Origin of the sequence: Corallincola luteus, assembly GCF_004336975.1 — a bacterium.
Lineage (GTDB): Bacteria > Pseudomonadota > Gammaproteobacteria > Enterobacterales > Neiellaceae > Corallincola > Corallincola holothuriorum.
The window spans coordinates 575180-598660 of the sequence record NZ_SJXE01000001.1; the positions used below are offsets into that span (position 1 = coordinate 575180).

The following is a 23481-nucleotide window of genomic DNA, read 5'->3' on the forward strand; positions in this document are numbered from 1 at the left end:
GATTAGTGCCCTCCTACGTGATGCTGATGGGTCTGTTTCCAGATGTCATGCTGGGTGTCACAGTGCCAGCTTGGCTGATCGATTTTGTAGCTGGCACCCGCGGTGTCGCTGTCATCTTCAGCATGGCCATTGTCGCCTGCCAATATTTTTTGAATCAGCAATTGCTTCTCTTTGGCTTGTTGTTGGCGCATGACTTTATCCCGTTGGCGATCAAAGTAGCGCTGACCGGCTACCCAGGTCACTTCGGCACGGGCATAGCTGGACATTGGGTTGTGGTTCCAAAGGACGATATCTGCCTGTTTACCTTCTTCTAAGCTGCCGACTTGATCATCGATTTTCAGCTGTATGGCTGGATTAAGAGTGACTAACTGCCAAGCCTGTTCTGGCTTCATATCGCAATACATCATCGATTTCGCCGCTTCTTGATTCAGGCGACGGATCAGGTCTTCACTGTCGGAATTAATGCTGACATTGACGCCGCGTTGCTGCATCAAGCAGGCGTTTTGCGGGATCGCATCGTAAACCTCAAATTTGTAGGCCCACCAATCGGCAAACGTGGAGGCCGTGGCGCCATGTTTGGCTAGACTGTCAGCCACTTTGTAGCCCTCTAAGGCGTGGGTAAAGGTTTGTACGGTAAAGCCAAAATCATCGGCGACCTGCAGTAGTGCAAGCATCTCGGAGGCGACATACGAGTGAGGATGAATAAAGCGTTCACTATTGAGGATCTCTACCAGTGCTTCCATTCGGTAGTCGGTACGCGGAGGCAGGGTATCGCGCTTCGCTCGACGTCCTAAATCGTTATACGCTTTATGTTTGGCTTCATACTCTTTTGCGGTCTGGAAGTAGTCACGAATAATCGCTTCTACCCCTAATCGGGTTTGTGGATAGCGAATATCAAAGCGATCCCCCCAACCTGATTGCTTGACGTTTTCGCCTAGAGCAAATTTGATGCTGGCGGGTGCTCCTTTGAATTTTAGGGCCTCGGCCGTTGCTCCCCAACGTAGCTGGATCACTTGTGCTTGACCGCCGATGGGGTTAGCAGAGCCGTGCAACAGGTGAGCAGAGGTGACGCCGCCAGCCAATGCACGATAGATGTTGGGATCTTCTGGATCGAGCACATCACCGATCCGCACTTCGGAGGTGACGGCATCAGAAGCTTCGTTGACGCCGTGGCTGATCGCTAAGTGACTGTGTGCATCAATAATGCCTGCGGTTAGGTGTTTACCTTGGGCATCAATAACCAGGTAGCCGCTGGGTGTATCGAGATCTTGGCCGATCTCTTCAATTTCACCGTTGGCGAATAGCAGATCGCTGTTCTGAAGATTGCCCTTATCAGTCGAGGTCCAGATCGTGGCATTTTTGATGTGTACCTTTTCTACGCTCGGTACCTGTGTCAGACCAAAAGCACGGTTAGGGTAGGTGAGTTGCCCGATATAGTTGGCTTCGTTAACCGTTGGTTTGACGGCTGTCTTCTGTTTGCCGCCGCTGGCGATCGCTAGCAGGGCATGGGGCTTGCCGCTCCCGTCAATCATCTGGCCGAGCAATTTTTCTTTATGGCGCTCTAGGGCAAAACGACTAACACCAGGAAAGCCAATCTGTTCTAGTTCGGCACTAAAGCGTAAGCGATCGCTGAACAGGTTCAGTGAACTGATTGCCAATGTCGTTTGTTCATGCAGCAGTTCGCCGTGCAGGTTGCCATCGCTATACTCAAAACTCAGGGTGAGCGGTTTACCATCAATCTCAAGGCGGTACTGACCGGCGAGTAGTTGTGGTGTAGTCGGATCCAAGAGTTGCTGTTGCCCTTGCAACCAAACTTGGCGAATTTCGCCGCCAGCAAATAGATCCCCCGATGTGATGACTAAATCTGCTCGGTAACCGGGCGCGATACGACCCAACTGATCGCTGACGCCTGCCAGCTGTGCTGGCACCAGCGTCAGTGCGGCAAGCGCGTCATCGGCTTTCAGGCCGTGAGCCATCGCCTGTTTTAAGTTCTGCCAAAAGCTGCCATTGCTACCTTCACGGGTGAGTGCAAATGGGATCTTGGCGTTGGCTAGCGCGGCGGGGTTACCAGGAGCGCGCTCCCAATGGCGTAACTTCGCCAATGTCACATCGGCGGCATCATCCAGGCTATCTACTGTCGGAGCATCAGGAAAGTTAAGAGGGAGCACTATATTGACGCCGCTGGCTTTAATCTCTCTTAGGCGGCCGTACTCGTAATGACTGCCTAAAGCGGTGAGCGGCACGTCGAACTCATTAAACAGGCCGGCGGCGCGCAATAACATCAGGTCATCGGTGGTTTTAAACACTATGCCACGCTCTGCGATCTCGCTCAGTCCTGCCAGCGCTGCGTTGTACTCTATCGCTAGGTTGGTTGCGCCTTGTTGTTTATGCGCCGCGGTATACCACTGCGCATCGGTCAGGGTTTGGCGGATCAGTGAGATGCTGCCCATCAAGGAGGTGGGGTAAGCCTGCTCCGATGTTCCTTTATCAAAACTGCCAAAGTACTGAGCTTGGGCCCGATAAACAAGGTCATTGGGTAAACCATCAGCCAAACTGATCAACATGCCTCGACCTTGCAGAATGCCGTCAAAACGGGCGCTCTGAACGGCAGTAAAGCCATCTTGGATCCAACTTTGCGCGTTGTCTGGATTGGGTTCGAACCTGTCTATCCAGCTAATCTGGCTATGGATGGCATCGTTGCTGGCATTACCTCCTTTACGATGGGCATCGTAGATAGGCTCTTCATCGTGATGGCCATTACCTGAATAGGGTTCAACGCCATATTGGGTATAGAGGTCAATAAATCCCGGATAGATAAAATGGCCTTTAAGATCGATGATGGTTGCGCCCGGTGGCACATCACCATCTTCGATCACCCGTTGAATACGCCCATCTTCTAGTATCAGGGTGGCATTCGGGATCCGTTTGCCAGGCTCTGTCACCACCGTGGCGTTGACCAAAGCAAACAGGGTCGGCGTGTTCTCATGCAACCCCTGATTCGGAGTTGTTTGGTCGGCGAATACTGCTGGTACAGACAGTACCCCGCATAACAGCCACGCGATACAACGAGTGTGGTGCAAAACTGGGAACATTCAGCTTTCTCTCTGGCTAATTTTTGTGGTTAGCTCTGTTGCCGAGCTATCTCTGGAATTTCGTTGTTACTGCACGAAATGGAGCTTATGACTGACAGGCTGAATGCTTTGTCAGTCAATCGCCGGAAACGGCCTGTTGAGACAGGGATTTGGCGACATTGTGCGCAACTAGTGACCTGCATGTTAATCATTCAGGCCCGTGGTCGGCAAGTCTGTGGAGAAATTTGTCTAGCGATAATCTCCGCCGATCGTGAAACTATTTAAAAAAGATAGGCAGGATAAGGGTTTGCACTAAGGTAAGGCCAACGACCATGACCCAGCCTCGGGCAAACATTTTTGGCCACTTTGACACATGCTCGGCGGCGCGCCACAAGCCAGTGAGCGACCAGACAAAGAACGCCAGCCAGATCGGTATCAATAGGAAGGATGCCCAGACATAGCCCGCCACGGGCATAGTGCGAGATAACAGATGCCCCAAGGCGAACAGGGTTGCCCAGCCGCCGAGGTGAAAACCGAAAAAAGTCACTGCCAGTGGCAGCTCACCGCGCCACATTCGGCCTACATAGCTCATCACTTATACCCATCTCATGATTATTGCTCGGCAGGATAACAAAAATTAGGCGTTGGCCGTAGCTGCCTCGCTGTTTTTACAAAAGGGTTTGATACGGCGCAACAGTACAAACGCCGAAGGTACGAAGTAGAAGCTAAGTAGTGCCGTTAATGCAGTGCCACCGGCTATTGCCACTGCAAATGGTGGCCAGAAGCCGCCACCAGCTAACAGTAGTGGCATAAAGCCGCCTACGGTGGTGATGGTGGTGGAGCTGATGTGTCGGCTGCAGCTTTGGACCGCATGACGGATAGCATCCAGATCCCCTGCTAGGGCTTGGGGGTCCGCTTTGAACTCCGCCAAAATGACAATGGCGGCGTTGATCGCTAAGCCCATTAAGCCGAGCAGTGCGATGATCACAGTAAAACCAAACGGGTAACCACCCAAGAAGACACTCAGTAGTCCGAGTCCTGCGGCTTGGATGGCACTGAACAGGATCACTGTGGTCATGCGGAACGAGTTGAACGACACGACGATCACGGTGACCAGTAATATGCCAAGAAAACCAACATTAGCGAGCAGGTTGCCGACGGCTTTATTGCGCTTGGCGGACTCGCCACCATATTCGAATCGATAGCCTGTAGGTAGCTCTAGTTCGGCCTCTGCCAGACGCTGCTTAAATGCATTCAGTACTTCCGACGGCAGAATGTCTGCACGGAGATAGCCTTCGATAATATTAACCCGCTCGCCGTTACGATGGGGGATGGCACCACGGCTGGGTTTCAACGAAGCGGTGGCGATGGAAGTCAAAGCTATGGGGTGGGGGTGCTCTGGTGAGCTAAGGCGCAGCTCGGTCAGACGATGCAGATTACTACGCTGCTCACCACTGACACGTACTCGTACGGGGACAGATTCTGTGGTCTCTAATATTGAGCCGCGTACCGCCCCAGTCAGGCCGTTTTGTAGCTGGTTGGCGATCTGCGTTAAGGTTAGGCCGCTTAAGCGACTGCTATCTTCATCCACATTTAACCAAACTTTCGGCGTGCCAGGCTGCAGGGTGGCACGGGCATGGATCACTTGCGGAGTTTCCAGCATGATGCGTCGCGCCTGATCACCCAGAGTTTTCAGCGTATCGAGGTTGGGTCCATAGATCCTGAGCTCTACCGGAGCGTTAAATGGCGGCCCCTGCTCCAGCTTGCGCACCAGGATCTGCGCCTGTGGGAATAGATCATCAAGTTTGCGCTGTAATGCCGGGATTAATCGGTTAGCGGCATCCATATTCGTGGTGGTAACCATGGCCTGAGCATAGTTTTGCGCACCTTGTTGTCGCGGCACCATGTTGTAGTAAAAGCTGGGGGCATTCTCACCGATGAACCAGTGTAAATTCTTGATATCCTGCTCATCTGCGATGGCTGCTGAAACGGATTCTGCCACGCGAGTGGTAGCGTCAATACTCGCTTGGGCTGGCAGATAAAGTTCGACCTGAAACATATCGCGGTCGGACGGCGGGAAAAACTGCTCGGTCAGTTTCGAGGCTGCGTAGAAGCCACTGAACGGCAGTATGGTCATCACCAGCAGGGTTAATACTGGCCGCTGCAGAGTCCAGCGCAATGATCGGTTAAACCACTGGCTGGTGCGGTGAAAAGCCAAGCCGTGTTGCCACCAATGGTGAGTCTCTTCGCCAGCCCGGATAAAGCGTCCGGCTAATCCTGCCACCAAGGTGTGGGAGATAATGTAGGAGCCAATTAGCGACAAGATCACGCTGTAGGCGATACCTCCAACGAATTCGCCAGCGGGACCGGGCATCATCACGATGGGACTAAATGCCAAAACGGTGGTGAGCGTGGAACCGAGTAGGGGGAGCCAGAAATGTTGTACCGATGCCTTGACCGCCGCGAGTGCGCTCATCCCCTTTTGCCGTCGCTGTTGGATAGCATCGACCATGACGATGGCGTTGTCGACCATGATCCCCAATGCTACGACCAGGCCTGTCACTGACATTTGATGGATCGGCAGGCCGATGTAGTTCATGCAGGTGAGGGTGAACATGACCGTCAGCGGCAATGCTGTTGCCACGATCATGGCTGCGCGGAAACCGAGGGTTAAAAACAGTACCAGAGAGATAATGACAAACCCTTCCAGTACATTGAGCAGTAACTCCCCTAAACGCCAGTCGGTATATTCCTGCTGCTCGAACAGCATGGTGAGTTCGATATTGCCGGGTAACTGCTGTTTAAATTGAGCCAACTTGTCCCGTAGATCTTGGCTCCACAGGTCTACCCGCTCATTTGGCAACATGCGTGCCGCGACAACAATGCCACGTTCACCAGCCAGCAGTACCCGCTGGGCATCGGGTGATTGCAGTTGACGGCTGATATCGGCCAGATCGCCGAGATGGTAAATAAATCCGCGCTGATCGCTGCGTAGCGGGATCTGCCGGATCCGTTCGAGGGAATCAAGGGCGCCGGTGAGTTCAACTTGGAGCTTGTTATGTCTATTGACTAGCTCGCCGGCGGATATTTTTGCATCAGCTGCACCAATTAATTGAGCAACCTCGGCGGCGGAGTATTGCATTGCTGCTGCAGCATGGGGGTCTATTTCGACCAGGATCTCTTCCTGAGGTTGGCCGTAAAGCTCAACATAATCGGTACCGTGGAGGTTGCGCAGCTGATCTTGCAGTTCACGGGCGTAGCGTTGAACGATGGCGAGGTTAGTTTCTCCCTCACCTTTCCAGGTCAGCCCGATCAGTGTCGTGAACGCATAGCCTTTGTCATCATCCAGTCGTGGCGCGAGGGCGCCTTGTGGCAGTGAAAAAGCAACTTCAGCGATCTCGTCCCGTACCTGACTCCAGATAGGAGTGGAGTGGTAGATATCATCCCTGAGCTTTAGTTTGACGATGGAGATGCCGGGACGTGAGACACTGGTGATCTCATCCATTTCTGGCAGGGTGCGTAGTTTACTTTCCATCGGCTCGCTGATGAGCGCTTCAACCCGTTCCGCACTGGCCCCTGGGTAGTGGGTAATGACACTGGCGTGACGATTAGTGATGCGCGGATCTTCGGTGCGTGGCAGTTGATTCAATGCCCCGAGTCCCGCAACGATTAAAAGCACGATCGCCAATGCCGTTAAGCGACCATTTTCGACCAATGTGCGGATCATGGTGCGGTCTCCGTGACCTGTGCAGCCAGTTCCACGCTTTGACCCGGTGCCAGACGATGCAAGCCTGCGGCGACGATAAGATCCTGATCAGTGATTGCGCCACTGACAAAAGCGTGAGTTTCATTGGCATAGAGCACGGCTACATCGCGTTTTTCTAAGCGGTAAACCTGATGGTCATCAGTGACCAGTAGATAAACATTCCACATGCCGCGGATGCCATCAGTAAGCGCAGTGAGTGGGATCCAGCACCCCTGCTTCTCGATGGTTTCTTTTAACTGTAAGTAAGCCAGTTGACCATTAACCACGCTGGCGTCGGCGGGCAGTGCGTATCTTAGTTGCACTGTGCGACTCACAGGATCAACTTGGCCCCCCTGAGTCAGTAGTGCGGCAGTAAACGTTTGTTCGCCTACGCGCAGCGTCGGTTGTTTTTGTGCCAGCAGTTCCAGCAATCTGACCGGTACGCCAACTTTTACTTCCAGTGTGCCCTGTTGTAACAGCTCGAACGTGGCGAGCCCGGCGGCAACGACCTCTCCTTCAGATATCATGCGCTTATTGACGATGGCATCGAATGGGGCCAGCAGTTGCGCTTTGTCTAAGCGGCTTTGATTCGCTGATAAGCTGGCCTGTAGACGGGTGCGCCTTGCTGCGAGCGCATTGCGTTGTGTATGTAACTCTTCCAAGCTTTGGGTTGAAGCATAGCCTTTGGGTACCAAGGCTTCGACGCGTTTCAGGTTGCTGTCGATCAGCAGCATCTCGGCATCGATCTCGTTTAGTTGGGCTTGCAGTTCTTGGCGATTAATCTTCAACAGTTGGGTATCAAGCTGGGCGAGTAGATCGCCCGCTTTCACTCGATCACCTTCATTCATTTCAATAGAGGCAATCTTGCCTGCCAGTTCAAAGCCAACTCGGGCTTCCTGATTGTTGCTGACGAGGCCGACAAACTGGCGTGGCACCTGATAGTGCGGCGCAAGCTTGATGGGATAAGCTTGCACTTTATGTCGATAGGATGTCGCAGTTTCATCGGCAACAGAGGGGAGGCAGCCATTTAAGGTCGGCACGCTAATAGCGAGCAATAAAGCAAGGATGAGCGGTGGCGTCGAACCCATGACTAACGTTCCTGCAGTAAGTAGTATAAACTGGACTATGTAGTCCAGTTTAAGTTAACTAAACTAGACTGTATAGTTTGATTTGTTATTTAGTGGTTAGAAATTTGTTCTATAGCGATAGGTAGAGGTAAGCAGGTGGCAGTAAAAGGGCGAAGTAAAAGTGAGCAGAAACGCTTACAAATATTAGATGCAGCCATCTCGCTGTTTACTGACTTGGGTTATGCCAATACCAGCATGGATAAGATAGCCGTGTTGGCCGGGGTCTCGAAACAAACGGTTTATAGCCACTTTGAGAATAAGGAGCAGCTGTTTGTCGCTGCGGTTGGTCAGAAATGCATTGCCCATGAACTTACCGATGTAGCATTTAATGTTGAACGGGATTTGCGGGAAACCCTGTTGCTGGTGGCGATCCGCTTCAACGAATTGATTCTGTCTGATGCTGCAGTAAAAACTTATCGCACCTGTGTGGCGCAGGCGGAGACTCATCCGCAATTAGGAGAACTGTTTTTTCAGGCAGGACCGAAGCGGGTAATTGCTGAAGTGACCAATTACCTCGAAAAAATGTGCCAGCGGGGGGCTCTGAAGATTGCTCATGTGCCGAATGCTGCGGTGCAACTGCTGTTGATGGCGCAAAGCCGTGATCGTATATGTGTGGAGCTAGGCTTAGCTCCAGTACAAACCGATGCTGAGCGACTGCAATACCTTACCTCTTGCGTCGACCTGTTTATACAGGGATATTCCGTTAACGAGGCTTAATGCAATATCCCTGAGTGCTGGGCGGGTCGGTTAGGGGCAGGGATTTGGATTTTGACTATGGATCTGCTCAATACCCGTGAGCACTTCTTCCGACAACACCAACTCTATGCTGCTGATGTTATCTTGCAGCTGCGCCAGGTCAGTGGCACCAATAATATTACTGGCGACAAAGGGGCGACTGTTGATGTAGGCCAAGGCCATCTGTGCGGGATCCAGTCCGTGCGTTTTAGCTAGATCAACATAGGCCTGAGTTGCTTCAATCCCTTTCGCGGTAAAATAACGGGCAAAACGTTTGTACAGCGTCATTCTCGCGCCCGTTGGCCAGTGATCGTCCAGATATTTCCCTGACAATGCCCCAAATGCCAGCGGCGAGTAGGCCAGTAGTTCTACCCCCTCGCGGTGAGCAAATTCACCTAATCCTACTTCGAAACTGCGGTTGAGGAGGTTGTAAGGGTTCTGGATCGTGACTGTTCTGGGTAGATTGTGTTGTTCTGCCAGCTTCAGATACTGTGCCACACCCCATGGCGTTTCGTTGGATATGCCGATATGACGTACCTTGCCTTCGGCAACCAGTTCGCCAAGGGCCTGCAGTGTTTCCAGGATCGGTGTGGCATCTTCGTCAGCTTGTGGCACATAGCCAAGTTGACCAAAAAAGTTGGTTTGACGCTCTGGCCAGTGCACCTGGTAAAGATCGACATAATCGGTTTGTAAGCGTTGCAAGCTATCGGCTATCGCTTGCCGGATGTTGGCGCGGTCCAGTTTTAGATTGGCACGGATGTAATCACCAGGTCCGCCGGGACCTGCCACCTTGGTTGCCAAGACCACCTGCTGACGGTTGCCGCGTGCTTTTAACCAACTGCCAATATGTGATTCGGTGCGCCCCTGTGTTTCTGGTTTGGGCGGTACGGGATACATCTCTGCGGTATCGATGAAGTTGACCCCCATCGCCAATGCTTTATCCAACTGCTGGTGAGCTTGTTGCTCACTATTTTGTTCGCCAAAAGTCATGGTGCCCAAGCAGATCTTAGAGACTTTGAGATCGGTGTGAGCCAAGGTGTGATATCGCATTGATACTCCTTCGTCACCTGCTGCTTATGCAGTTTAGTGACCATTCGCTGATCGGATCAGTGTGTGATTGCTTAAAGTTACCAGATGAGCGCGTGGTGTCATGGGCATTTTCAAAAAAAAATACGAAGTCGCGTGTTGACCGCTATACGATGCTGAAAAACATTAAATTTGTTTGGATTGTGTTGTAACAACGATGCAAAATGTTATCACGCTCGCCAATAGAGCGAGGTGGTTACTGGAGCTTTGAGCTGTACTCCAACAACATGTGAAATTTAATGAGAGATGACTATGCGTTTACATAAGGGAATAACCGTTGTTGCTGGATGTCTGCTGGCTACCAGCGTCGTTGCGGAAGAACTGAACAATATGCCAATGAATGTTGGTGTTGCTATGCGTTATGCTGAGATGGACAGCGATCGTGAGTATCAAGGTAGTGGCTACGATAATGGCCTGCTGGGAGGCTTGTCTTTCGGTATCGAGCCTTGGGAAAGCATCGGTTTACGTGCTCGCGCCGAATATGCAGAGATGGATATAGATTCGGGTGAAGATGATGATGGCATGTGGTACGCCGCCGACGCACTGTTTTACTTCAATGAGAAGAAGCATTACATCATTACCGGTCTTGACTATATCGACCTTGATGACAGCAATACAGCGGTGCATTTAGGTATTGGTGGACGCCAATTTTTCAATGATGCCGTGGCGATGTCGGCAGAACTGATTGCTCACCAGGGCATTGATGAGAGCTTCACTGACTTTACCGTCGGTGTTGGCTTGGCTTACTACTTCGGGACACAGGCAGCGATCGAGCCTACTGCGGCCCCAGAAGTTGCACCTGAGCCAGAGCCGGAACCAGAGCCAGTAGTCGTGGTTGCACCTAAAGACAGCGATGGTGATGGCGTTTATGATGCCGATGATCAGTGTGCTGATACGCCAGCGAGTTACGCCGTTGATGAAAGAGGGTGCACCCTCTATAAAGATGAAGTGGTCAGCAAAACATTGCTGGTGAACTTCGACAACAACAAAGCCGATGTGAAGGATGAATATCTGCCAGAGATAGAAGAGTTGGCTGAATTCATGAATCAGTATCCGCAGTTGACCGTGACGATTGAAGGTCACACATCCAGTGCCGGTGCCGCGGATTATAATCAGCAGTTATCAGAAAAACGTGCCAAAGCGGTTGCCGCTGAGTTGGTTGAGCGCTATTCCGTGCCTGCATCGCGCGTGAGCACCGTCGGTTACGGTGAGACTAAACCACTGAGTACAGAAAATAGTAGAGAAGCTGCGGCGGCGAATCGTCGTATTGTGGCTACGCTTACAGTGGTTGAGAAGAAAGAGATCGAGCGATAATCATAGCTCGTTGATAGCGGCCTTCGGGCCGCTTTGATTACGGGAGAGTCCTTGCGCCGTTATCTATTTATTTTGTTGGTTGCTGGCGGGATTTCATTACTGTGGGCAGCAGCGCCACTGGACTTTTCCTCCTTATTGGCACACTTGCGGCAAGTCTATGGTGAGGAAGCTGAAGCCAGAGGCAAAGCTTGGCAGAGTGTCATCGAGCGCAGTCGTTCTCAGCCTCCTCTGATCCAATTAAAAGCGATCAATAATTTTTTTAACCAGATGAAATTTTCTTCCGACGAGTCCGTCTGGGGCGTCGAGGATTATTGGGCGACTCCGATTGAGTTTATTGGTCGGGGAGAGGGTGACTGTGAGGACTATACGATAGCTAAGTACTACAGCTTGATTGAGGCAGGCTTCCCTGCTGACAAGCTACGGCTTATGTATGTGAAAGCGGTGGAATACAATCAACATCATATGGTGTTGACCTATTATGAGCAGCGTGGTGCCGAGCCTTTGGTACTTGATAATATTGATCCGGTGATCCGTCCAGCCAGCGAACGTGACGATCTGATCCCTATTTATAGCTTTAATGCAGATTTTCTTTGGTTGGCCAAAGCGCGTAGCAGTGGCCAGCATGTGGGTAAGTCTGACCGAATTTCACTATGGCGTGATCTTCAGGAACGTCATGCGCAGCAAGCCGAGAAGAATTAAGAGGAAGTAACGATGACCCTGTATCGTCAGGTATTTTTATTGCTGATCGTGACTATGCTGCTATCGCTCATTGCGGTGATGACTTTGAATCTTCGCTCTAATGCGAGCTATCTTGAGCAGCAGTTGTATGCCAATACCGATAGTACTGTGACCAGTTTGGGAATGCGTTTGGCGCCGCTTTTGCAACCTTTAGATAGGGTGTCGGCTGAAAGTACGGTGAATGTGGCATTTGACGGTACTTTTCTGAAACGAATTGACGTCGAAATTTTTGCCGATGAGTCGCATATTACGCGCGTGAGAGACGATATTGATGAGGGGGTGCCTGAGTGGTTTATCTCGCTTTTCAGTATCCCGCCGGTGGTAACACAGGCACCGTTAACATTAGGTTGGAACGAGGTCGCTTTGCTCACCGTTGAAGGCCATCCTGGCACCGTTTATAAACAGCTTTGGACACTGATGCGTGAACTGTTGATGGTCTATGGTTTGTTGTTTACCTTATTAGCCTTGTTTACTGCAGTGGCGCTCCGCTGGTTGATCCGACCGCTGCGACAGATCGAACATCAAGCACATGCCATCGAGCAGAAAGATTTTGAATATCGTATCCCATTACCCTCAACCCGCGAATTTCGCCGGGTGGTTATCGTACTCAATCAATTAACGGCACTGTTGAAAAGTCGCTTTTTAGAAAGTGCCCGACAATTGCAGGAAGTTCGCGGCAAGCTGTTAACCGATGCCGACTCCGGACTGATGACGCGACAAGCGTTACTAGATGCGGTGACGTTGCGGCAGGAGCAGAGTGAGCAAGGCGTGTTGGTGCTGATCCGAGTGGGCAATTTGGATAGTATTCGTAAGCAGGAAGGGTTTCCAAAGTGGCGCGCGTTGTTAACCAGTATCCATGAGCTGCTTATCTCCCATTTTTCTAACACCGCAGGAGAAAGCTCTCTGCTGGTCGGGCGACTCTCTTCCGAAGAGTTTGGACTGCTGTTAGATAGCGATGCTCTCTCTTATCCGCAGGAACAGCTCCAAGGGGTGTGTGATGACCTGAACTCACTTGCTGTTGTTGGTTGTCACGTCAAGCTCGATTGCCAAGCTGCCGGTCTACTTTTCAACGAACAGTCATTACCACAGTTATTGACTCGTCTTGATGAGCAACTTCGAGGCACTGCAGGGTTGGTTCAGCGCGCCTCTTGGATTGAATCTGATGCGCCGCTACAGACTTTGCGCACAGCAGAGCAGTGGCTGGCATTACTCCGTTCTCAACTCTCGCAACAGGCGCTGGCACTGCGTTGGCAGCCTGTGGTTGGACGCTCAGGAGAGACGTTGCAGAAGGAAGTATTTACCAGCGTTAAAGATGAGCAGGGTCAATCACTGCATGCAGGGCTTTTCGTGCCGGTGATAGAGCAGTTTGAGCTTGGTGGGGAGTTGGATCTGGCGGTCGTGCAGTCGGTGTTAGGGTCACCAGAGAAGAGTGTGCCCACCGCGATTAACTTATCCCTTTCAGCCATGAGGGATACCCGATTTATCGGTGCTTTGTCTAAGTTCGGTGCAGACGTGAAGGAAACGGTACTATTTGAGTTATCAGAGTTGAACCTGCTCAGAGAGCAGGAGACGGTTGTTAGTTTTGCGGCAGTATTACGACAGTTGGGGTATCGTTTTGGGGTGGATCAATTAGGCGCCAGTGGCCTCAACTTGGACTATCTACAGGGGTTGAGACCTGATTATGTCAAACTCGCGCCTGCCTTGTGTCGTGATGACGATGAGTATGGAGAGCTGCTAACGGCCGTCGTCAATACGGTTAGCAGTCTCGGTATTCCTATCTATGCAACCGCCGTGGAAACTCTGGAGCAAGCAGAGCGTCTTTGGGGAAGGAATATTGCCGGTGTTCAAGGCTATCTCACTGATAAATAGCTGATAGCTTATCGTCAAAACTGAAAAAGCCGACAAGTGTCGGCTCTTTACTTTTGGAAGCATTACGAATTCAGGATTGGGCGTTGTTTATCACTGGATCCTCTGTGCCTTAGTTATTCTTCGACTAAGGTTTCGCAGCGAAAATGCCCACTCCTCTCTTTCCCCAACAGCTCTGCTAACAGAGGTAAGCATTGCTGCATCTCCTGCATTAGTGTCCAAGGGGGGTTGATTACTATCATGCCTGCCGCGCTCATGCCAAAAGTCTCAGTGTCTTTACTCTGTCCAAGTTCGAATAGTTGGATATTACGGATACCGCTGGCGACTAACTCAGCTTCCATCTTGTTAATACGTTCTCGCGCAACGACGGGGTACCAAAGAGCATAACATCCTGTCGCAAAGCGGCGATGTGCTTTGATCAGGGTGGTGATGCAACGCTGATAATCCTCTTTCAGTTCATAAGGGGGATCCATTAAAACCACGGCGCGTCGCTCCAGCGGCGGCACTTTGGCGATAAGCCCCTGAAAACCATCCGACTGCTCGCAGCGTATGCGCCTATCTTCCTGACAGTGGTCGCTTAAGATCTTATAGTCTGTAGGGTGCAACTCGTATAGCCAGAGCTTGTCCTGACGACGCAAGATCTGTTGCGCGATAGTTGGCGAACCAGGGTAGCGAATGAGTTCTTTGCTGCCGTTAAAGGCGCGTATCTCTTCTAAATAGCTCTGCAGGGATTCGGGCAATCCCTCAACCTGCCATAGGCGTTGGATACCATCTTGGTACTCTTGAGTTTGCTGTGCGTGATCACTACTTAATTCATAGCCTCCGGCACCTGCGTGGGAGTCTATGTAGCAAAAGGGTTTATCTTTTTGACAGAAGTAGTTGAGGATCCGTACTTGCACCAGATGCTTCAAGACATCGGCGTAATTACCGGCATGAAAAGAGTGGCGATAGCTGAGCACCGTGGGCTCCTGCGAGACAAAACATTTGAACGCGAGAATATCGTAAAAACGGTGTAATAGATAACTTATTGGTCTAACCCTTGTCCGGTTTATGTTGTCAAAAAGCTATGCTGATTTGATTGGTCTGTCGGAATTTGGAGTGAGGTCTTGATTCCCTACAGGAGCGCAACTGATACAGTGCGAATGGGTGATTCGAAATGGTGAATAAACAACATAAGACCAACAGGAAATTAGCGCAGAGCCATTCTCCAGCGGTAATACGGCCGAAAAGATCCGCGATCAGTATGCATGAGGGGGTGGCGGATTGGTGCGACTGTTGTGTCTGTGAAGCGGAGCCCTATTGGGCGGAAGTGGCAGACGAATTAGGAATAAGCCTTAGTGACTATGAAGATGACGGTGTCTAAACCGTCATCTTCATCTGGTCTACTTCGGCTCGGCTGACCAGCTATAAGCTTGATGCTCTCTGGTGCCCTCTGGCGTGCAAGACCAGCAAAGGTTGGTTTTACAGTTTGCGCAACGAGGATTAACCCATAGCTTCTGGGTGGCTTTTTTCGTTTTTTGAAAAGCCAATACCAGTACAGCGGCAACAACACAGACCACAAACGGGGTCAGTACAACGGTTAAAAGCTGGGTAGGCGCATCCATGATAATTCCTTTCTTCAGTTTATAAACTGAGCACTAGATGTTCGTAATTTGTATACATATTAACTGGCCTGACCAGGTGAGCATTGACCTGGGTCAATGTATGGCTGGCTGGTACGATGAGCTAATCAGTTGATTAGTATTTGTGTTGTAAAAAAACAACATTACGCCGCTGTCATTGTGTTGTGGCTGGTTGGGCTACTTTCTTGTTGGTGAAGCCATGCCACTTTTTTCCCATTGGCTAAGGTGCTGTTGAAACTCTTTTGCCCATTGCTGGGTTTCTTCATGAACCAGTGATTGGGTATCTGTGAGAAATTGGTGTACTTCTTCGAGCGGCTTGTCTGTCGTGTTGAGAACCTTTATTCGCTGCCAGTCAAAGCAGAACTGTTGTTGCCTCTGCCTTAGCTTTTGTTCAGTTAGCGTGTAACGGATCCACCCGCTGGTGTAGCCGGCAAATTTATCTAGTGCAACTAGGAGCGCAGCGACCGCTAATGCGACACTGGACCAGGCGGCATGTAACCACTCTGATTGCGCAAACATTGGCAGTGTTGAAAGCATCGGGATGATCCCTGCCATTGTTGTACTCATGATGGCTCCCAGCCTGGTACTTAAGGCCGCACGCTTTTTGACTGCGATACGTTTGAGGTACCATTCGCGAAAGCCATCACAGCGTCGATTGGCATAGTGAAAGAGTTGCGATAGTGCTTGTGCCGACTGCTCTTCTGTTGTCCATTGCAGATCTTCGGGAAAGCCCATGCTATTGATAGTTTTCAAGAATTATTTCCTTGCGTAGCCCGTTGCTAATGGCCGAGCATTATTTTCCTTGGCCATTGGCAGCATAAATAATTTGTTTGAAGAGTTATAGGTGTTTGGTTAAAAAGAGTTTTAATTACAGAGGTAGGAAGGAATATGCCCTATGGCCATCTTATTTCTACAAGTGATTAGCATATGAGCCCGCTGTTCGATTATTTATCAGGCGTGTCTGCTTGTTGCCGCAGCAGGGTAGGGATATCGAAGAGTTCAAACTTGTTTTGCGCTAATGCTTCTCGATATTGCACGCTTTGGTCATTTTCTGTTTGAGATATCTGTGTCCCTAAAATTCTCACGTGGGACTCATTCATCAGTTGTTGCAGCTTGCTGCGCTCAAAAATGCCAAGGACTTCACCTGCCAGCGCAAAGGTTTCTGCCCGTGCTTTTTCCACCGACGCATCTTGCTGTAACCGTTTGAGTTCGAAGGTGGCATCGAAAAGACCTTCTAAGATCTCAACATAACGTGCTCGTTGAGATGCGGTAACCTGCTCTTGTCGACCCATGCTGACTCCTCTGAACTGATTAAAATATGATGGCGGGAACCTTGTGCAGGTAACCGTGAGGAAAGTCGCATTCTGGAAGATCCATCAATTACAAGCGGTTGGAGGAGAGCAAATATTGCTTAGCGCATCGATAGAGCACTGATAAGTATGAAGACCGCAGTCATCTAAGGGCAAAAGCAACAAAGCCTGAGCAGTCAGAAACTGTTCAGGCTTTGTAATATATGGTGGCCCCTCCCAGACTTGAACTGGGGACCTAACGATTATGAGTCGTGTGCTCTAACCAACTGAGCTAAGGGGCCTAATTTTTATCTATCTCTGATGTCGTCCATCCATGGAGTGCCTTCCTGTCGGCATCCATGCCTCCACCTCAGTTGACTGCGTTATGTCACTGACATAACGATTCTACTTCGCCCAACTGAGCTAAGGGGCCAAATGTTTTATACATCCAGAAGATGTAAAAGCGGCAGCAATTTTATGACTTGCTGCCGCTCCTGTCTAGCTTTGTGACACTAACAATAACTAACTATTATTCAGTTGGTTATTATTCGTCCAAGAAGCTGCGAAGAACTTCTGAACGGGAAGGGTGGCGCAGCTTACGCAGTGCCTTGGCTTCGATTTGACGAATACGCTCACGAGTAACATCAAACTGTTTGCCAACCTCCTCAAGGGTATGGTCGGTATTCATATCGATACCGAAGCGCATACGCAGTACTTTTGCTTCGCGGGCAGTCAGACCAGCCAGCACTTCATGGGTTGCGCCTTTCAGGCTTGCCATGGTGGCTGAATCAGACGGCAACTCTGTCGTGCCATCTTCGATAAAATCACCCAGATGCGAATCTTCATCGTCACCAATAGGCGTTTCCATCGAGATCGGCTCTTTTGCGATCTTCAGTACTTTGCGGATCTTATCTTCCGGCATCAACATGCGTTCGGCTAGCTCTTCCGGGCTAGGCTCACGACCCATCTCCTGGAGCATCTGGCGAGAGATACGGTTCAGTTTGTTGATGGTCTCGATCATATGCACCGGGATACGGATAGTCCGTGCCTGGTCAGCAATTGAACGAGTGATTGCCTGGCGGATCCACCACGTTGCATAAGTTGAAAACTTATAGCCACGACGGTATTCAAACTTATCCACGGCCTTCATCAAACCGATATTACCTTCTTGGATTAAATCCAAGAACTGCAAGCCACGGTTGGTGTATTTCTTCGCAATTGAAATAACCAAACGCAAGTTAGCTTCAACCATCTCTTTCTTCGCACGACGGGCTTTGGCTTCACCAATGCTCATACGGCGGTTGATATCTTTAATGATGGTGATGTTCAGGCCTGTTTCTTCTTCAACCTGTTTCAGCTTCGTTATGCTGCGAAGGATGTCGTCACGTTCCTCTTCGAGGACTGGACTCCAGGCTTTACCGACAGCAATTTGCGCATCTAACCATTCAACAGATGATTCGTTACCACTAAAGGTCTGGACGAATATCTTCTTCGGCATAGAGGCTTTAGCAATACACAGCTTCATTAGGAGGCGTTCTTGAGTACGAACGCGATCCATCATGTTACGCATGCTGGCAACGATCTTGTCGAACTGCTTAGGCACCAAGCGGAACTGTTTGAAGAACTCGGATAACTCAGCGAGGGCAGCTTTGGCCGCTTTTGTATCGCGGGCTTCAGAACTTAAGACGTCCCGAGTTTTATCGTGCATCTCACGCAGCTGGGAAAACATCTCACGCGCTTCTTCAGGATCCGGGCCGGTTGGACCTTCCTCTTCATCGTCGTCATCGTCGTCTTTATCGTCTTCATCCTCGTCATCAAGGTCATCTTGAGACAGGTCTGAACCGACGTGAGTGGCCGCTGGAGCCACATCTTCTGCATTGGGATCGATAAAACCGGAGATGATCTCAGCCAGGCGCATTTCACCGGCTTCAAACTGGTCAAATTGATCTAACAGATAAGTGATGGCTGCTGGATATTCAGCGACCGAGCTTTGTACGGTGTAGATACCTTCTTCGATCCGTTTGGCGATCTTAATTTCGCCTTCGCGGGTGAGCAGCTCCACGGTACCCATTTCACGCATATACATGCGGACAGGGTCTGTGGTGCGTCCCAGCTCAGAATCGACCGTGGCGAGTGCTTGTGCAGCAGCCTCCGCGGTATCTTCGTCCGTTGAACTGTTTTCGTTGAGTATCAGTGTGTCAGCGTCTGGGGCGGTTTCATAAACCTGAATTCCCATGTCGTTGATCATACTGATGATATCTTCGATTTGATCTGAATCGACGATATCTGCCGGCAGGTGGTCATTGACCTCAGCATAGGTCAGATAGCCTTGCTCTTTGCCTTTGGCAACGAGGAGTTTTAGTTGAGACTGCGGGGTCTGCTCCATATACTCTCTTGGACCTTCTTGATGTGATACCGCGCTTAACTGATGGGCACGAAAGCCCTACAGTATAACCTGTTGCTTATTCGCCCGCTAGGGCGTTGTTTCTATCTGCTGACGTTCTCGCAGCAATTGTTGAAGCTCTTGCTTCTCTTCGGCGGAAAGCCGATTTTCTCTGGCTCTAGCCAATAATAGCTCTGTACGCTGCTCAACGAACATATTTAGCAGCTTTTCTAACGTGTCGAAAAAGTGTGGCTCGCACGACTCTTCGTCCACATGGAGTTCCCAGCTGGCTAACTTAGCCAGGCTGCTGTACTCCGGAGTCTCTCGCCAGCGCTCCAATAAACGGGCGGTAGTAAGAGGCTCAGCAATGGTCTGCTCAATTAGCCTTTTTAATAACGGCACGCCGGGCATGGTGATATCAGCAAAGGCGTCGATCCCATGTAATGCTTTGACCTGTTCTGTTTGTCCGAGTTCAGGGTGTTGTAGCAGTGTGGCGATAGCGGTACGGACCGGGGTCCTTTTTTGCTGTGCAGTAGGCTGTTTTTTTATGTCTTCTTGAGCCGGGGTTAGCAATTTCTCCAGAGTTTCTCTGGGCATAGCTAAACGTTGGCATAACTTATCGGTCATCATCTCGCGCATGACACCATCAGGCATTTTACTGATTAACGGTGATGCCAGCTGGGCAAATTTGGCGCGACCCTCTTGCTGGTTCATATCAACTTGCGCCGTTAACTGTTGGAATAAGAAATCAGCCATGGGTTGCGCATCATCGATAATCTGTTCGAAGGCAGCTTTGCCTTGCGCTTGCACCAGTGAATCAGGATCTTCACCATCGGGTAAAAAAACAAAACGGAGCTGAATGCCATCTTTGAGCAGTGGCAGTGCATTTTCGAGAGCCCGCCAAGCGGCTTCTCGGCCTGCGCGATCGCCGTCGTAACAGCAGACGACTTTGTCCGTCAGTCTGAATAGGGTTTGCAGCTGTTCGCGGCTGGTGGCTGTGCCAAGTGAGGCCACTGCATAATTAATCTCATATTGTGACAGCGCCACCACATCCATATAGCCCTCAACAATCACCACCTGTTTTGGCTTTCGCTCGGCTTCTTTGACTTGAAACAGGCCATATAGCTCAAGACCTTTATGGAACAGAGGGGTTTCCGGGCTGTTGAGGTATTTCGGTGTGCCATCGTCGATAATACGGCCACCAAAGCCGATCACTCGGCCACGCTTGTCGCGGATTGGGAACATAACGCGATCACGAAAGCGGTCGTAACGGCGTTTATTATCATTCTCAATCAGCATACCCAGCGACAGCAGTTGTTCCTGTTGCTGTGCTGTATGACCAAAAGCTTTAAACACGCCATCCCAATCCGCAGGAGCGTAGCCGATCTCCCAATCACGGGCAGTTTCGCCGCTGAGGCCGCGTTGCTTAAGATACTCGACGACTTTTTTGCTATTTGGGTTTTGTCTGAGTTGAGCCTGGTAAAAACGCGCCAGTTGCTCCATTAACTCGTAGCCGTCGCGCTTCTGCTCGGCACTGGCTTGCTTTGCCTGCGGGCCTTTGCCGCTGCGCTGTTCGCGTGGCACCTCTAACCCCATTTGCCCGGCGAGTTCGTCAATCGCATCAACGAACTCGAGGCGTTCATACTCCATGATGAAGTCGATGGCGTTGCCATGGGCACCGCAACCGAAGCAGTGATAAAACTGTTTGTCTTGGCTGACGGTGAAAGAGGGGGTTTTTTCGTTATGAAATGGACAGCAGGCACCATAATTCTTACCGGCTTTTTTTAGACGTACACGGCTATCTACCACTTCGACTATGTCGGTGCGGGCAAGCAGATCGTCTATAAACTCGCGGGGAATGTGTCCAGCCATCAATTTCCGACTATTGCTTTTGTTTCAGACAAGTAGAAACGCAACAAGCCGTGCCCTGGGGCACGGCTTGTTAACAGATTTTTGGGTAACTCAAAGATCAGGCTGTTAGCTGTGCTTTAACCTGCGCACTAACGGGGCCCATTTCGGCACGCCCCTGAATCTTAGGCTTGAGTACTCCCATTACCTTACCCATGTCTTGCATCCCACTGGCGCCTGTCGCATCAATTGCTTGAGCTATCAGTGCTTGGATCTCGTCCGCGGAAAGCTGTTGCGGCAGGAAAGCTTCGATCACACTGATCTCTGAACGTTCAACTGCTGCTAAATCTTCACGACCAGCGGATTCAAATTGACTGACGGAATCTCTGCGCTGCTTAACCATTTTGGTTAAGACCGCGATAACTTCGTCATCGGACAGCGTAGTCTGACCATCAATTTCCCGTTGTTTCACCTCAGAGAGGATCATCCGGATAGTGCCTAAACGAACCTTATCTTTGGCGCGCATGGCATCTTTTTGATGTTCTTTTAGCTGTACTACCAATTCACTCATGGGGGTATAAACCTTTTAACCGCTGCTTAGTACAGACGGGTGCGACGTGCATTCTCACGGAACAACTTTTTAGCGTGACGCTTAACAGCCGCAGCTTTTTTGCGCTTACGCTCAGAAGTTGGCTTCTCGTAGAACTCGCGACGACGAACTTCAGACAATACGCCTGCTTTTTCACAAGAGCGCTTGAAACGACGCAGCGCTACGTCAAAAGGTTCGTTCTCGCGTACTTTAATTACTGGCATGTAACTCTCACCTCAGAAACTGGATCATCAGAATAATCTGAAACGCGGTACGAAATTTGACCGCCGTTTAAAAATGGTGCGGAATTCTAATCTGATCGACACCACAAAGTAAAGTGACATCTAGACTGTTTTTGTTGGTAGGGGGCAGGTAAAATTCCTGTTCGTTATATTTGTCCCTATTTATAAGGCCTTAATTGCATGCGTGTGCTGGGTATTGAAACCTCTTGTGATGAAACTGGTATAGCGATCGTTGACGATCATGCTGGCTTGATCGCTAACCAATTGTACAGTCAGGTCAAACTGCATGCAGATTATGGTGGAGTCGTGCCTGAGTTGGCATCCCGCGATCATGTGCGCAAGATCGTTCCCTTGATCCGTGCCGCGATGGCAGAAGCTAACTGTAGCGCAGATGATATTGATGGCGTGGCATTTACCCGAGGTCCAGGCTTGGTTGGTGCGTTATTGGTGGGGGCTACGGTGGGTAGGTCTTTGGCCTACAGCTGGAATGTGCCTGCGGTTGGTGTGCATCATTTAGAAGGTCATCTTTTGGCGCCGATGCTGGAAGAGAATGTGCCTGAGTTCCCGTTCGTGGCGTTGCTTGTGTCTGGCGGGCATACCCAGCTGATTCGTGTTGATGGTATTGGTGAGTATGAGTTGTTAGGCGAATCGATAGATGATGCTGCGGGCGAGGCATTTGATAAGACGGCGAAGTTAATAGGTTTGGATTACCCCGGCGGACCGTTACTGGCGAAGATGGCCGAGGCTGGTACTCCCGGTGTGTTCAAGTTTCCCCGCCCGATGACCGACAGGCCAGGGTTGGATTTTAGTTTTAGTGGCCTGAAGACTGCTGCCGCTACGGCGATCCGTGCTGCTGATGCCAGTGATCAGACAAAGGCTGACATTGCTCATGCCTTTCAGCAAGCGGTGATAGATACCGTGGCAATTAAGTGCCGTAGAGCGTTAGAGCAAACACAGCTTAAACGTCTGGTCGTGGCGGGAGGCGTGAGTGCTAATCTGGAGCTACGTCGGCAGTTGGCTGAGTTGATGGCAGAGCGCCAGGGCGAAGTGTTTTATCCCGCGCCACAGTTTTGTACCGATAATGGTGCGATGATTGCCTATGCCGGATTACAGCGATTGAAAGCAGGGGAAACTCAGCCTTTGTCGGTAACGACTCGTCCGCGTTGGCCACTGGAAGAGCTCACTTCCATTTAATTCGGGTAGTTTAGGACTGTTCGCTGGTTGAGCCTTTTTCCCAGATCTTTTTTTCTGTACCAGCCAGTAGGCGGCTGATGTTTTGGTGATGCCGCCACAACATCAGCAGGGCCAGCATGGCAACTGGGAGCGTGTAAAGTGGTTTAATCCAATACACAAACAGCGGAGATAAACTGATGGTGACAATAGATGCGAGTGACGAATAACCGCTGGTGCGGATCACTAGGCCCCAGGTAATCACCAGCAGTGCTCCCAAATCCAAGCCTATGGGCAACAGCGCACCGAATGCCGTTGCCACACCTTTGCCGCCACTAAATTCAAAGAAGCAAGGGTACATATGGCCGATACAAGCGGCAACAGCGATTACGCCAAGCCAAATCGCAGGTAGTTGCAGGAAATAGGAGCCCCATACGGGGATGGTACCCTTGAGCATATCAGCAAGCAGGGTGAGCACCGCGGGAACGGCACCTCCGAGACGATAAACGTTGGTAGTACCGGGGTTTTTGGAGCCTTCAGTACGAGGATCGGGTAAACCAAATAATCTGCACACCAATACGGCACTACTGACGGAACCCATCAGGTAGGCGCTAATCACCATGATGATGCAGAGTATTTCAGTCAATGTTCCCTTC

Annotated in this window: 20 protein-coding genes and 1 tRNA gene; 6 read left to right on the top strand and 15 right to left on the bottom strand. The window is 50.6% G+C overall.

Features of this window, described 5'->3' with window-relative positions:
* Nucleotides 1–2: 2 nt before the first annotated feature.
* The 4 genes from EZV61_RS02520 to EZV61_RS02535 form a co-directional block, all read right to left on the bottom strand.
* Nucleotides 3–3092 (bottom strand): amidohydrolase family protein, encoded by a 3090-nt coding sequence (locus EZV61_RS02520; protein WP_131414223.1) that lies wholly within the window; start codon nucleotides 3090–3092, stop codon nucleotides 3–5.
* Between the two features lie 256 nt (nucleotides 3093–3348).
* Nucleotides 3349–3663, bottom strand: coding sequence for a hypothetical protein (locus tag EZV61_RS02525; protein WP_114337134.1), 315 nt, complete (start codon nucleotides 3661–3663; stop codon nucleotides 3349–3351).
* Nucleotides 3664–3708: 45 nt separating this feature from the next.
* Nucleotides 3709–6798, bottom strand: a complete 3090-nt coding sequence (locus EZV61_RS02530) for an efflux RND transporter permease subunit (RefSeq protein WP_131414224.1) — start codon at nucleotides 6796–6798, stop codon at nucleotides 3709–3711.
* Nucleotides 6795–7904 (bottom strand): efflux RND transporter periplasmic adaptor subunit, encoded by a 1110-nt coding sequence (locus EZV61_RS02535; RefSeq protein WP_131414225.1) that lies wholly within the window; start codon nucleotides 7902–7904, stop codon nucleotides 6795–6797. The genes EZV61_RS02530 and EZV61_RS02535 overlap by 4 nt, the downstream gene beginning before the upstream one ends.
* 135 nt (nucleotides 7905–8039) lie before the next feature.
* On the opposite strand from EZV61_RS02535, the gene EZV61_RS02540 reads away from it, so the two are divergent.
* Nucleotides 8040–8660 (top strand): TetR/AcrR family transcriptional regulator, encoded by a 621-nt coding sequence (locus tag EZV61_RS02540; protein ID WP_165419302.1) that lies wholly within the window; start codon nucleotides 8040–8042, stop codon nucleotides 8658–8660.
* Between the two features lie 30 nt (nucleotides 8661–8690).
* On the opposite strand, the gene EZV61_RS02545 is transcribed toward EZV61_RS02540, so the two are convergent.
* Entirely contained in the window at nucleotides 8691–9728 is a 1038-nt protein-coding gene (locus EZV61_RS02545) for an NADP(H)-dependent aldo-keto reductase (RefSeq protein WP_131414226.1), read from the bottom strand.
* A 288-nt stretch (nucleotides 9729–10016) separates the two neighbouring features.
* Here EZV61_RS02545 and EZV61_RS02550 point away from each other — a divergent pair, with 288 nt between their 5' ends.
* The 3 genes from EZV61_RS02550 to EZV61_RS02560 are packed head-to-tail and all read left to right on the top strand — an operon-like array spanning nucleotide 10017 to nucleotide 13685.
* Entirely contained in the window at nucleotides 10017–11078 is a 1062-nt protein-coding gene (locus tag EZV61_RS02550; protein ID WP_165569507.1) for an OmpA family protein, read from the top strand.
* Nucleotides 11079–11129: 51 nt separating this feature from the next.
* The gene (locus tag EZV61_RS02555; RefSeq protein WP_131414228.1) at nucleotides 11130–11777 is read left to right on the top strand and encodes a transglutaminase-like cysteine peptidase; all 648 of its coding nucleotides are present in this window, start codon (nucleotides 11130–11132) and stop codon (nucleotides 11775–11777) included.
* Between the two features lie 12 nt (nucleotides 11778–11789).
* Complete coding sequence (locus EZV61_RS02560) at nucleotides 11790–13685, top strand: EAL domain-containing protein (RefSeq protein ID WP_131414229.1); 1896 nt, start codon at nucleotides 11790–11792, stop codon at nucleotides 13683–13685.
* A 113-nt stretch (nucleotides 13686–13798) separates the two neighbouring features.
* On the opposite strand, the gene EZV61_RS02565 is transcribed toward EZV61_RS02560, so the two are convergent.
* Nucleotides 13799–14641 carry a 23S rRNA (adenine(2030)-N(6))-methyltransferase RlmJ gene (locus tag EZV61_RS02565; RefSeq protein WP_131414230.1) on the bottom strand — a complete coding sequence of 281 codons (843 nt, stop codon included), beginning with the start codon at nucleotides 14639–14641 and terminating at the stop codon, nucleotides 13799–13801.
* A 197-nt stretch (nucleotides 14642–14838) separates the two neighbouring features.
* Here EZV61_RS02565 and EZV61_RS02570 point away from each other — a divergent pair, with 197 nt between their 5' ends.
* On the top strand, nucleotides 14839–15045 hold the full coding sequence (locus EZV61_RS02570; protein WP_131414231.1) for a hypothetical protein: 207 nt from the start codon (nucleotides 14839–14841) through the stop codon (nucleotides 15043–15045).
* Between the two features lie 19 nt (nucleotides 15046–15064).
* On the opposite strand, the gene EZV61_RS02575 is transcribed toward EZV61_RS02570, so the two are convergent.
* The 8 genes from EZV61_RS02575 to rpsU form a co-directional block, all read right to left on the bottom strand.
* Nucleotides 15065–15286 (bottom strand): hypothetical protein, encoded by a 222-nt coding sequence (locus tag EZV61_RS02575; RefSeq protein ID WP_114337145.1) that lies wholly within the window; start codon nucleotides 15284–15286, stop codon nucleotides 15065–15067.
* Between the two features lie 195 nt (nucleotides 15287–15481).
* The gene (locus EZV61_RS02580) at nucleotides 15482–16057 is read right to left on the bottom strand and encodes an SLATT domain-containing protein (protein WP_131414232.1); all 576 of its coding nucleotides are present in this window, start codon (nucleotides 16055–16057) and stop codon (nucleotides 15482–15484) included.
* 191 nt (nucleotides 16058–16248) lie between these two features.
* Complete coding sequence (locus EZV61_RS02585) at nucleotides 16249–16596, bottom strand: hypothetical protein (protein ID WP_114337147.1); 348 nt, start codon at nucleotides 16594–16596, stop codon at nucleotides 16249–16251.
* 222 nt (nucleotides 16597–16818) lie between these two features.
* Nucleotides 16819–16895: transfer RNA gene (locus tag EZV61_RS02590), tRNA-Ile, on the bottom strand.
* Between the two features lie 242 nt (nucleotides 16896–17137).
* Nucleotides 17138–18979, bottom strand: coding sequence for an RNA polymerase sigma factor RpoD (rpoD, locus tag EZV61_RS02595; protein ID WP_131414233.1), 1842 nt, complete (start codon nucleotides 18977–18979; stop codon nucleotides 17138–17140).
* Nucleotides 18980–19066: 87 nt separating this feature from the next.
* A complete protein-coding gene (dnaG, locus tag EZV61_RS02600; protein ID WP_131414234.1) occupies nucleotides 19067–20848 on the bottom strand; it encodes a DNA primase in 1782 nt (593 codons plus the stop codon).
* Between the two features lie 97 nt (nucleotides 20849–20945).
* Nucleotides 20946–21395 (bottom strand): GatB/YqeY domain-containing protein, encoded by a 450-nt coding sequence (locus EZV61_RS02605; protein ID WP_131414235.1) that lies wholly within the window; start codon nucleotides 21393–21395, stop codon nucleotides 20946–20948.
* 26 nt (nucleotides 21396–21421) lie between these two features.
* Nucleotides 21422–21637: a 30S ribosomal protein S21 gene (rpsU, locus tag EZV61_RS02610; RefSeq protein WP_114337151.1), complete on the bottom strand. Its 216-nt coding sequence runs from the start codon at nucleotides 21635–21637 to the stop codon at nucleotides 21422–21424.
* Nucleotides 21638–21835: 198 nt separating this feature from the next.
* Here rpsU and tsaD point away from each other — a divergent pair, with 198 nt between their 5' ends.
* Entirely contained in the window at nucleotides 21836–22849 is a 1014-nt protein-coding gene (gene tsaD, locus EZV61_RS02615; protein WP_131414236.1) for a tRNA (adenosine(37)-N6)-threonylcarbamoyltransferase complex transferase subunit TsaD, read from the top strand.
* 10 nt (nucleotides 22850–22859) lie between these two features.
* Here tsaD and plsY read toward each other — a convergent pair whose 3' ends face one another.
* On the bottom strand, nucleotides 22860–23462 hold the full coding sequence (plsY, locus tag EZV61_RS02620) for a glycerol-3-phosphate 1-O-acyltransferase PlsY (protein ID WP_233496429.1): 603 nt from the start codon (nucleotides 23460–23462) through the stop codon (nucleotides 22860–22862).
* Nucleotides 23463–23481 lie beyond the last annotated feature (19 nt).